Annotated in this window: 10 protein-coding genes and 1 pseudogene; 9 read left to right on the top strand and 2 right to left on the bottom strand. The window is 73.8% G+C overall.

The window, feature by feature from the left end:
• The 9 genes and pseudogenes from AC13HU_RS20215 to hypE form a co-directional block, all read left to right on the top strand.
• Nucleotides 1-1,445, top strand: a 1,445-nt coding sequence (locus AC13HU_RS20215; RefSeq protein ID WP_483043309.1) for a hypothetical protein, incomplete at its 5' end; no start/stop codon positions are given.
• On the top strand, nucleotides 1,442-2,074 hold the full coding sequence (locus AC13HU_RS20220) for a hydrogenase maturation protease (RefSeq protein WP_483043310.1): 633 nt from the start codon (nucleotides 1,442-1,444) through the stop codon (nucleotides 2,072-2,074). The genes AC13HU_RS20215 and AC13HU_RS20220, both read left to right, overlap by 4 nt.
• The gene (locus AC13HU_RS20225; RefSeq protein WP_483043311.1) at nucleotides 2,068-2,172 is read left to right on the top strand and encodes a DUF6893 family small protein; all 105 of its coding nucleotides are present in this window, start codon (nucleotides 2,068-2,070) and stop codon (nucleotides 2,170-2,172) included. Before AC13HU_RS20220 ends, AC13HU_RS20225 begins: the two co-directional genes overlap by 7 nt.
• Nucleotides 2,173-2,349: 177 nt before the next feature.
• Complete coding sequence (locus AC13HU_RS20230; protein ID WP_483043312.1) at nucleotides 2,350-2,751, top strand: hydrogenase maturation nickel metallochaperone HypA/HybF; 402 nt, start codon at nucleotides 2,350-2,352, stop codon at nucleotides 2,749-2,751.
• Nucleotides 2,752-2,754: 3 nt separating this feature from the next.
• Entirely contained in the window at nucleotides 2,755-3,636 is an 882-nt protein-coding gene (hypB, locus tag AC13HU_RS20235; RefSeq protein ID WP_483043313.1) for a hydrogenase nickel incorporation protein HypB, read from the top strand.
• Entirely contained in the window at nucleotides 3,633-6,011 is a 2,379-nt protein-coding gene (hypF, locus tag AC13HU_RS20240) for a carbamoyltransferase HypF (protein ID WP_483043314.1), read from the top strand. Before hypB ends, hypF begins: the two co-directional genes overlap by 4 nt.
• A gap of 118 nt (nucleotides 6,012-6,129) precedes the next feature.
• Nucleotides 6,130-6,417 (top strand): annotated as a pseudogene (locus tag AC13HU_RS20245) (HypC/HybG/HupF family hydrogenase formation chaperone); the annotation flags it as partial.
• 143 nt (nucleotides 6,418-6,560) lie between these two features.
• Nucleotides 6,561-7,685: a hydrogenase formation protein HypD gene (gene hypD / locus AC13HU_RS20250; protein ID WP_483043315.1), complete on the top strand. Its 1,125-nt coding sequence runs from the start codon at nucleotides 6,561-6,563 to the stop codon at nucleotides 7,683-7,685.
• A 166-nt stretch (nucleotides 7,686-7,851) separates the two neighbouring features.
• A complete protein-coding gene (gene hypE / locus AC13HU_RS20255; protein WP_483043318.1) occupies nucleotides 7,852-8,892 on the top strand; it encodes a hydrogenase expression/formation protein HypE in 1,041 nt (346 codons plus the stop codon).
• Between the two features lie 219 nt (nucleotides 8,893-9,111).
• Here the strand turns inward: hypE and AC13HU_RS20260 are convergent, their stop codons facing one another.
• Together AC13HU_RS20260 and AC13HU_RS20265 are read right to left on the bottom strand one after the other, a co-directional pair.
• Nucleotides 9,112-10,611, bottom strand: a complete 1,500-nt coding sequence (locus AC13HU_RS20260; protein ID WP_483043316.1) for a CoA-acylating methylmalonate-semialdehyde dehydrogenase — start codon at nucleotides 10,609-10,611, stop codon at nucleotides 9,112-9,114.
• A partial coding sequence (locus tag AC13HU_RS20265) for a thiamine pyrophosphate-dependent enzyme (protein WP_483043317.1) occupies nucleotides 10,608-11,418 on the bottom strand: 811 nt, incomplete at its 5' end. The genes AC13HU_RS20265 and AC13HU_RS20260, both read right to left, overlap by 4 nt.

Raw genomic sequence — 11,418 nt, forward strand, 5'->3', positions numbered from 1 at the left:
GGTTCGCCGCGGCCCGCAAGGTCGCCGACGCCGTGCTCTTCGAGGGCTACGTCCTTTATCCGTATCGCGCGTCGGCGGCGAAGAACCGGCTGCGCTGGCAGTTCGGCGTCCTGGTGCCGCCCGCCTGGGGCGCCGACAGCGGCGAGCACGCCTTCCAGCGCACCCAGTGCCTGATGGAGCCCAGAGCCGGGGCGGAGCTGCTGGTGGAACTGCGGTTCCTGCACGCGCAGCGCCGGGTGGTGCAGGAACTCCGCGTCGACGGCTCCTATGTGACGGTCCCTCAACTCGACCTGCCCGACCGGGTGCTGACGCCCTGGGACGAAGGCATCGAGGAACGGGTCCAGTTCAGCGTGCATGTCGGCGAACTCGACGGCACCGAGCGGGAGTTCCCGTTCTCCCGTCCGGCGGGCGAGGAGACCGAGGACGTACGCGACCGGGCCGGGCGGCGCGTCGGTCGGCTGCTGCGGCGCCGCGAAGAGGTGCGCGGCGTGGTCCGGTTGGCCGCCGCGGACCTGCCCGGGCCGTACGCGGTCCAGCGGTTGACCGCGGTGGTGGAGAACACCGGAGGCTGGACGCCCGGGCCGCAGGGCGCCGGGCGGGAGGAGGCGCTGCCGCACGCGCTGGTCTCCGCGCACCTGGTGCTCGGCCTGAGCGCGGGGTCGTTCCTGTCGATGGCCGACCCGCCGGAGTGGGCGAAGGAGGCCACCGCGCAGTGCGCGAACCTGCGCACCTGGCCGGTGCTGGCCGGCGCCGACGGGCGCCGCGACGTGGTGCTGTCCTCCCCGATCATCCTGGAGGACCACCCGGCGATCGCCCCGGAGAGCCCGGGCGCGCTCTACGACGCGCTGGAGATCGACGAGATCCTGGCGCTGCGCACCTCGGCCCTGACCGAGCAGGAGAAGCGGGAGGCGCGTGGCACGGACGCGCGCGCCGCCGAGGTGATCGACCTCGCCGACACGATGCCGCCGGAGGTGCTGGACCGGCTGCACGGCGCGGTGCGTTCGCTGCGCGAGATCACCGGGCCGCCCGTACCGACCCCGCCGACGCCGCCGACCGCACCGCCCTCACCATCGACGCCCGCCATGCCCTCCGACCTGGACATCTCGCCGGACTCGCTGGACGCGCTGATGGACCCGGGCAAGCCGTGGTGGGACCCGGAGAGCGACCGCAGCGTCGACCCGGCCACCGACCGGGTGGTGATCGACGGCAAGGACGTGGGCGCGGGCAGCCGGGTCCGGCTGCGCCCGGGGCTGCGCCGCTCCGACGCCCAGGACCTCTTCCTGCACGGCTGCGACGCCCACGTGGAGGCGGTGCTGCACGACGTCGACGGCGGCGTGCACCTGGCCGTCACCGTCGAGGGCGACCCGGGCGCCGACATCCGGCGCGCGCAGGGCCGGTTCCTGTACTTCCAGCCCGACGAGGTCACCCCGCTGGAGGACGCGTGACCACCACCCGCACTCCCCGCACCCTGGTCGCCGGGGTCGGGAACATCTTCCTCGGCGACGACGGTTTCGGAGTCGAGACCGTACGCCGGCTGACCGCCGAGGGGCCGCTGCCCGACCACGTGGAGGCCGTCGACATCGGCGTACGCGGGGTGCACCTGGCATACCAACTCCTCGACGGGTACGACACGTTCGTGCTCGTGGACGCGACCGCCCGGGGCGGCGCCCCCGGCACCGTCTACCTGATCGAGCCGGGCGTCCCAGGTGGCGGCCCGGGCGACGGCGGGGGCGCCGTAGCGGCGGAGAGCGGTCAGGCACTCCTCGACGGGCACCGCATGTCCCCGGACTCGGTGCTGGCTCTGCTGGGCACCCTGTGCGCGGGCACCGGCGGCACCCCGCCGCGCCGCATCCTCGTCGTCGGCTGCGAGCCCGCGGACGTCGAGGAGGGCATCGGGCTCAGCGCTCCCGTCGAGGCGGCCGTGCCGGAGGCGGTACGCCTGGTGCGCCGCCTGCTCGACGAGAGCGCGACCGCGCCGGGGCACGACGCGGCGCACGGCCGGCCGCACGACCACTCGCACGACGCATCGCACGACCAGGGGGCCGTCCAGGAGAGGAACACATCACCATGCTGAAGAAGATCACCATCGCCGGCACCGCGGCCGCATTCGGAGCGCTGCTCGCGGTGAGCCTGCCCGACATCCGCCGCTACCTGCGCATGCGGGCCATGTAGACCGCAGTTGACGGCGCTCTCGACCGAACGAGTCCTTGCGGGACGGCCCGGCGGCGCGCCGATACCGCGGCGCCGGGCCGCCGCCGTGTAATGAAGCCGGCGGCGCACCCCACGCAATGCCCCGCGAACCGTCGTTCGTGAACCGTGAACCGTGAACTGCCGGACGGGAAGAGGACGATGCACGAGATGTCCATCGCGCTGGCGGTCGTCGGCCAGGTGCAGGACGCCGCGCTCGCCGCGGGCGCCACCACCGTCCGGACCGTACGGCTCCAGGTGGGCGAACTCGCCGGCGTCGTACCCGACTCGCTCCAGTTCTGCTTCGAACTCGCCTGCGCCGGCACGGTTCTGGAAGGCGCGCGGCTGGAGACCGAAGCGGTGGCCGCCCGGGCCCGCTGCGCGCCCTGCGCGGACGAGTGGCCGGTGGGCATGCCGCCTGACCTGTGCTGCCCGGCCTGCGGCACGGCGGCCGCCGAACTGCTGGCCGGGCGCGAACTGCTGATCGCCGGGGTGCGGTGGGACGACCCGCCGGCACCCGCCGCCGCGGGCCGCGCACGCCGGCCCGACCTTGAGGAGCACTGAACCATGTGCCGTGTGATCGACCTCCAGCAGGCGGTACTCGCCAAGAACGACGGCTGCGCGCAGCAGTTGCGGGCCGATCTGGCGGCCCGCGGCACCGCCGTGGTCAATCTGCTGTCCAGCCCCGGCAGCGGCAAGACCGCGCTGCTGGAGGCGGAGTTGGCGCTGGCCCGGGAGCGCGCGGTGCCGGTCGCCGCGCTCACCGCGGACCTCGCGACGGAGAACGACGCGCTGCGGCTGGCGCGTTCCGGTGCGCCGGTCAAGCAGGTGCTCACCGACGGGCTGTGCCACCTGGAGGCGCGGATGCTCGGCGGCCACCTCGACGGCTGGCTGCCCGACGGCACCCGGCTGCTGTTCGTGGAGAACGTCGGCAACCTCGTCTGCCCGGCGTCGTACGACCTCGGGGAGACGCTGCGGGTGGTGCTCGCGTCGGTCACCGAGGGCGAGGACAAGCCGCTGAAGTACCCGACGGCGTTCGGGCTCGCGCATCTGGTGATCGTCACCAAGACCGACATCGCCGACGCGGTCGGGTTCGACGAGGCCGCGTTCCGGGCGAACGTCGCGCAGGTCAACCCGGGTGTCGAGGTGGTGCTGACCGCCGCCCGCACCGGCAGCGGGGTCGGCGCGCTGCTGGATCGCGCGATGGCGGCGGCCGGCGGCGCCCCCGTGCACGCCCCGGTCATGGCGTCCCAGCCGCTGCCGGGCCATCACCACGGCGACGACGGAATGGCCGAGCCGCACGAGCACGGCCACCCGCACGAGCACGGCAACTCCCCTGACCACGCGCACGGCCACGACCACAGTCACAGCCACGACCACAGCCATGACCACGGCGGGCTCGATCACACCGCCGGCCGGCCGCAGCCCGCGGGCGGGCCCCGGTCATGACCGCCCCCACGGCGGACGGCACCGTAGCGGCCGACGGCACCATCGCGGCGGCCGATCCGGTGGTGCGCCGCAGGGTCACCGTCCGCGGGGTCGTCCAGGGCGTCGGCTTCCGCCCCTTCGTCTACGCGCTGGCCGGCCGGCTGGGACTGGCCGGCCACGTCACCAACACCGGTGAGGGCGTCGTCGCCGAGGTGGAGGGCCCGGCCGCGGCCGTCGCGTCGTTCTGTGCGGGCGTCGCGGGCGACGCGCCGCCGCTGGCCGCGGTGGAGTCCGTCGAGCAGTCCGAGCTGGCCGCGACCGGCCAGTCCGGGTTCGCGATCACCGCGTCCAGGGACGGCGGCGCGGCCCGCACCCTGGTCTCCCCGGACATCGCGACCTGTGCGGAGTGCCTGGCCGAGCTGGCCGACCCCGCCGACCGCAGGTACCGCCACCCGTTCATCGTGTGTACCAACTGCGGGCCGCGCTTCACCGTGGTCACCGGCCTGCCGTACGACCGCGCGCACACCACGATGGCGGGCTTCCCGATGTGCGGGGTGTGCCGGGCGCAGTACACCGACCCGGCCGACCGGCGCTTCCACGCCCAGCCGTTGGCCTGCCACGACTGCGGCCCGCGGCTGCGGCTGGTCCGCCATGTCGGCCGGTCGGGAGGGGCGGACCCGGTGGCCGAGGCCCGCGGCCTGCTCGCCGCCGGTGCGATTCTGGCCGTGAAGGGCCTGGGCGGCTACCACCTGGCCTGCGACGCGGAGAACCCGAAGGCGGTGGCGCTGCTGCGGGCCCGCAAGGCGCGCGGCCGCAAGCCGTTCGCGGTGATGGCCCGCGACCTGGCTGACGTCGAACCGCTCGCGCACGTAGGGCCGTTGGAGGCCGAACTGCTCACCGGGCCGTTGCGGCCCGTGGTGTTGCTGCGGCGGCGGCCGGGTCTGCCGGTCTGTGACGACGTGGCGCCCGGCGGTCCCGACCTGGGTGTGATGCTGCCGTACACGCCACTGCACCACCTGCTGCTGGGGCTGCCCGGCGACCCGCCCGGCCCGCGGCTGCTGGTGATGACCAGCGGCAACGTGTCCGGCGAGCCGATCGTCACCGGCGACGCCGAGGCGCGGGAGCGGCTGGCGGGGCTCGCCGACGCGTGGTTGACCCACAACCGCCCGATCCAGGTGCCGTGCGACGACTCGGTGGTGCGGGTCTGCGACGGCGAGCCGATGGTGCTGCGGCGCTCGCGCGGGTACGCGCCGCTGCCGGTCACGCTGCCGGTGCCGGTGCGGCCCGCGCTGGCCGTCGGCGGGGACCTGAAGAACGCGTTCTGCCTCGGCGAGGGCCGCAAGGCGTGGCTGTCGGCGCACATCGGCGACATGGACGACCTCGCGACGCAACGCGCTTTCGAGCGGGCCGAGTTGCAGCTGGAGTCGATCACCTCGGTACGACCCGAACTGCTCGCCGCCGACCGGCACCCGCGGTACCGATCCGGCCGGTGGGCCGAACGCGCCGCCGGGACAAGGCCGTTGGCGCGTGTGCAGCACCACCACGCGCACGTCGCGGCCGCGATGGCCGAGCACGGCCTCGACGGCACACGGCAGGTGATCGGGGTCGCCTTCGACGGGACCGGGTACGGCGACGACGGCGCGGTGTGGGGCGGTGAGGTGCTGCTCGCCGACTACGACGGCCACCGGCGGTTCGGGCGGCTCGGCTACGCCCAACTGCCCGGCGGTGACGCGACGGTTCGGCGCCCGTACCGGATGGCGCTGGCGCACCTGCGGGCGGCCGGGCTGCCGTGGGACGCCGACCTGCCGTGCACAACCGCCTGCCCGCCCGAGGAACTACGGCTGCTCGCACGTCAGTTGGAGCTTGGACTGAACTGCGTGCCGACGTCGAGCATGGGCCGGCTGTTCGACGCGGTGGCCTCGCTGGCCGGGGTATGCCACCTGGCCGGGTACGAGGCGCAGGCCGCCGTCGAGTTGGAGGGCGCCGCCACGGGCGCACCCGGCACCGAAGGCGGGCCCGGGTACGCGTTCGCGCTGCGGCCGGAGACCGACGCGGGCGCGGGCGCCGAACTCGTCGCGGACCCGGGGCCGTTGCTGGCCGCGGTCGCCGCCGACGTACGCGCCGGCACGTCTGCGGGGGTCGTCGCGGCCCGCTTCCACCGGGCGGTGGCTGACCTGGTGGCCGCCTGGTGTGCGGCTGCCCGCGAGCGGCACGGCCTGACGACGGTCGCGCTGACCGGCGGGGTGTTCGCCAACGCGCTGCTGTCGTCGGCGTGTGCCGCGACGCTGCGCGCGGACGGATTCGTCGTGCTGAGGCACCGTCAAGTGCCTCCCAATGACGGCGGGTTGGCGCTCGGCCAGCTGATGGTGGCCGCACGGGCGGCGGCGTCCCCGTAACGGCCGCCGGCGGGCCGCGTCGTGCCCACCGGCCGCCCCGGAGCCACCGGCCGGCACCGAGCCGACCGACGTACCGAACCCCCCACAGAACTAACCCACTTGAGCGAGGAGAAGCCCCATGTGCCTGGCGGTACCCGGCAGAGTGCTGGAGATCGAAGAGCGGGACGGTACCCGGATGGCCAGCGTCGACTTCGGCGGCGTGGTCAAGGAGGTGTGCCTGGAGTACCTGCCGGACCTCCAGGTCGGCGAGTACGCCATCGTGCACGTCGGCTTCGCGCTGCAACGCCTCGACGAGGAGTCCGCGAAGCAGACGCTGGAGCTGTTCGCCACGCTCGGGCTGCTCCAGGAGGAGTTCGGCGACCCCTGGGAAGCGGCCGCGGGCGGCGGCGCCCCGCCGTGGGCCGACGAGGACGGCGCGCCCGGACCGCACGGCACGCCCGGACCCGAGGGCGTACCCGGACCGCACGGCACGCACCAACAGGACAGCGGCAACGACACGTCCGGCGACGCCGACGGGCGGCGGCCGGCACCGCAGGAGGCGCGGCAGCAGTGAAGTACATCGAGGAGTTCCAGGACCCCGAGTTGGCCCGGCGCCTGCTCGACGACATCGCGGCCACGGTGACCAGGCCGTGGGCGCTGATGGAGATCTGCGGCGGCCAGACGCACACCATCATCCGGCACGGCATCGACCAACTGCTGCCCGACGGGATCGAGTTGATCCACGGTCCGGGCTGCCCGGTGTGCGTCACCCCGCTCGAGGTGATCGACAAGGCGTTGGAGATCGCGTCGCGCCCCGGCGTGATCTTCTGCTCGTTCGGCGACATGCTGCGGGTGCCGGGCACCGACCGTGACCTGTTCCGGGTGCGCAGCGAGGGCGGCGACGTGCGGGTGGTGTACTCGCCGCTGGACGCGCTGAAGATCGCCCGGCAGAACCCGCGGCAGGAGGTGGTGTTCTTCGGTATCGGCTTCGAGACGACCGCGCCGCCGAACGCCATGACGGTGTATCAGGCCCGCAAGCTCGGCATCCGCAACTTCAGCATGCTGGTGTCGCACGTGCGGGTGCCTCCGGCGATCGAGGCGATCGTGCGCTCGCCCGAGTGCCGGGTGCAGGGCTTCCTCGCCGCCGGTCACGTGTGCAGCGTGATGGGCACCGCGGAGTACCCGGAGCTCGCCGAGCGGCATCGCGTGCCCATCGTGGTCACCGGGTTCGAGCCGCTCGACATCCTGGAGGGCGTCCGCCGTACCGTCGTGCAGCTCGAACGCGGCGAGCACCGCGTGGAGAACGCCTACCCGCGCGCTGTACGCGACGAGGGCAACCCGGCCGCGCAGGCGATGCTCGCGGACGTCTTCGAGGTCGGCGACCGGGCGTGGCGCGGGATCGGGGTGATCGCGGACAGCGGGTGGCGGTTGTCGCCGCGCTACCGGGACTTCGACGCCGAGCACCGCTTCGCCGTGACCGGCATCCACACCCTGGAGCCGGCCGCCTGCCGGGCCGGCGAGGTACTGCAGGGCCTGATCAAGCCGCACGAGTGCGAGGCGTTCGGCACCACCTGCACACCGCGCAACCCGCTGGGCGCCACGATGGTCTCCACCGAGGGCGCGTGTGCGGCGTACTACCTCTACCGGCGGCTCGACACCGCCCCCGCACGCATGGAGGCGAGCCCCGTTGCCTGAGACCACCCGAGCGCGCGAGGGCCGCGCGGATCGCCGTAACTCCCCGGAGCGCGCCACGCCGTCCGTGCCGGAGCCGTCCGGGCCGGAGACCGCCGGGACCGGCGCGACCGCCGATGCCACAGGCACGCCCGGCACCCCCGGCACCCCCGAACCCCCCGTGCTCGACATGCTGTCGTGGACCTGCCCGGCGCCGCTGCGCGACCAGCCGCGGGTGGTGATGGGGCACGGCGGGGGCGGCGCGATGTCGGCGGAACTCGTCGAGCACATCTTCGCGCCCGCGTTCGGCGGCGCGGTGCTGGCGCAGCTCAGCGACGCGGCGGCGGTGTCGCTCGGCGGTGCGCGGCTGGCGTTCTCCACCGACTCGTTCGTGGTGCGGCCGCTGTTCTTCCCCGGCGGCTGCATCGGCGACCTCGCGGTCAACGGCACCGTCAACGACCTGGCGATGAGCGGCGCGCGGGCGGCGTACCTGTCCTGCGGGTTCATCCTGGAGGAGGGCGTGGAGATGCCGGTCGTCGCGCGGGTCGCGCAGGCGATGGGCGCGGCGGCGCGGGCCGCGGGCGTGGAGGTCGCCACCGGGGACACCAAGGTGGTGGAGGCCGGGCACGGTGACGGCATCTACATCAACACCGCGGGGATCGGCCTCATCCCGGCCGGCGTGGACCTGCGGCCGGACCGGGTGGTGCCCGGCGACGTGGTCATCGTCAGCGGCCCGGTCGGCGTGCACGGCGTGGCGATCATGAGCGTGCGCGAGGGCCTGGAGTTCGGCGTGGCGATCGAGAGCGACTGCGCGCCGCTCGGCGGGCTGGTCGACGCCATGCTCGCGGTCACCCCTGATCTGCATGTGCTGCGCGACCCCACCAGGGGCGGGCTGGCCGCCTCCCTCAACGAGATCGCGGCGGCGAGCGGGACGGGCGTGGTGCTCCAGGAGCGGGCGGTTCCGGTGCCCGCGGAGGTCGCCAACGCGTGCGCGATTCTGGGCCTCGACCCCTGGTACGTGGCCAACGAGGGCAAGTTGGTCGCTTTCGTGCCGCGCGAGCACGCCGACGCGGTGCTCGCGGCGATGCGGGCGCATCCGCTGGGCGCCGGGGCGTGCGTGATCGGCGAGGCGGTGGCCGACCACCCCGGGATGGTGGTCGCGCGGACCGGCCTGGGCGGCACCAGGGTCGTCGACCTGCCCATCGGCGAGCAACTGCCCCGGATCTGCTGACGGTGCGCGGCGCGGGCAGTCGCCGTCGCTCCCGCGCCGAGCTTCGATGAGCGGGGCCCGAGCACCGGCCGACCGTGCCACGACGGCCGCTCGCCTGCTACCAGAACTCCCCGGCCGTCGTGAACATCGGCTGCGGCGACCGCCGGGCCGGCGGCGGTCCCTCGCCCGCTCCCATGGGCAAGGGGCCGCCGCCTGCCGGGCGGATGCTCCTACAAGATGTCAGTCGTTCTGGGGGAAGCCCAGGTTGATGCCGCCGTGGCTCGGGTCCAGCCAGCGGGAGGTGACGACCTTGCCGCGAGTGAAGAAGTGGACGCCCTCGGTGCCGTGGGCGTGCGTGTCGCCGAAGAGGCTGTTCTTCCAGCCACCGAAGGAGAAGTACGACACGGGGACGGGGATCGGCACGTTGACGCCGACCATGCCGACCTCCACCTCGTACTGGAAGCGCCGGGCGGCGCCGCCGTCGTTGGTGAAGATCGAGGTGCCGTTGCCGTAGGGGTTGGCGTTGATCAGCGCCAGGCCCTCGTCGTAGGAGGCGACGCGGACCACTGACAGCACCGGGCCGAAGATCTCGTCGTCGTAGACCGGCATGCCCGGACCGACGTGGTCGAAGAGGGTCGGTGCCAGGAAGAAGCCGTCGCCGTCGGCGTCGAATTCACCCGTGGTGCCGTCCACGACGAGGGTCGCGCCGGCCTCGACTCCCGCGGTGACGTAGGACGCGACCTTGTCGCGGTGCTGCCGGGTGACCAGGGGACCCATGTCGCAGCCCCGGGTGCCGTCGCCCGTGCGCAGCCGGCCCATCCGTTCGGCGATCTTGGCCACGAGTTCGTCCGCGACCGGCTCGACGACGACCAGCGCGGAGACTGCCATGCAGCGCTCGCCGGCGGATCCGAAACCGGCGTTGACGGCGGCGTCCGCGGCCAGGTCGAGGTCGGCGTCGGGGAGGACGAGCATGTGGTTCTTCGCCCCGCCGAGCGCCTGGACGCGCTTGCCGTGGGCGGTGCCCGTCTCGTAGACGTACCGCGCGACGGGCGTCGAGCCGACGAACGAGACCGCCGCGACGTCCTCGTGGGTGAGCAGCGCGTCCACGGCCTCCTTGTCACCGCACACGACCTGGAGCACGCCGTCGGGCAGGCCGGCCTCCTGCCACAGGGCCGCCATGGCGAGCGTCGCGCTCGGGTCCTTCTCGCTCGGCTTGAGCACCACCGCGTTGCCGCAGGCGATCGCGAGGGGGACGAACCACATCGGCACCATCACGGGGAAGTTGAACGGCGAGATCACCGCGACGACGCCGAGCGGCTGCCGGACGGAGTGGACGTCGACCGCGGTGGAGGCGTTCTCGGTGAAACCGCCCTTGAGCAGGTGCGGGATGCCGCAGGCGAACTCGGCCACCTCCAGGCCGCGGGTGACCTCCCCGACCGCGTCGGCCAGCACCTTGCCGTGCTCGGCCGTCACAAGGGCGGCGATCTCCTCCTTGCGCTCGTGGAGCAGGTGACGGAAGGCGAAGAGCACCTGGGTCCGCTTGGCCAGGGACGTCGAACGCCACTGCTGCCAGGCGGCCTTGGCGGATGCGACGGCGGTGCCGACGAGTTCGGCCGAGGCGAGGTCGACGGTGCCGGACTGCTCGCCGGTGGCAGGGTTGAAGACCGGGCCGGTACGTTCGGCGGTGCCCTGCCACGGGCGTCCGTCGACGAGGTGGGTGATGCGCGGCGGGTTGCTCACGGCTGGCTCCTTACGGGTGGTGCGGTGTGCGGACGGGACGTCGTGGCCGGTCGGTTCCCGGCGGCGTCTCCTTCGTGGAGTTCATCGCGGGGACTGCCGGCGTCGGCGGCCGGGGCGATGAGCGGGCGCTGGCCTTCCTTGTGGCGGACGTACGCGCGGTGCGCCTGCCGGGTGGAGTCGAGGGTCGAGACCGCGCTGACCGGCACGTCCCACCAGCTCGCGCTGTCGGGCGCCGGCACCAGCGGATCGGTCTCGACGTGGATGACGACGGGCCCGCCGTCGACCGGCCACGCCTTGGCCGCTGCGATGGCGGCCTCCAGCCCGGCCGGGGAGTGCACCTCGATGACGTGGGCGCCGAGGCTGCGGGCGTTGGCGGCGAGGTCGGTCGGCAGGTGGGCGCCGTCGAGGCCGCCGCCGGCACCGCGGTAACAGTACTGGGTGCCGAACCGCTGCGAGCCGAGCGACTCCGACAGCGACCCGATGGAGTGGAAGCCGTTGTTCTGCACGAGGACCACGATGATCTTGACGCGTTCCTGGACGGCAGTGGCCAGTTCGGTCGGCATCATCAGGTAGCCGCCGTCGCCGACCATCGCGAAGACGTCCCGCGTGCTGTCGGCGAGCCGCACCCCGATCGCGCCGGGGATCTCGTAGCCCATGCAGGAGTAGCCGTACTCGACGTGGTAGCCCTTACGGTCCCGGGCCCGCCAGAGCTTGTGCAGGTCGCCGGGCATGGAGCCGGCCGCGCACAGCACGACGTCCCGGGGGTCGGACAGTTCGTTGACGCGGCCCAGCACCATGCTCTGGGTG

This window comes from Streptomyces sp. NH27 (assembly GCF_056859195.1).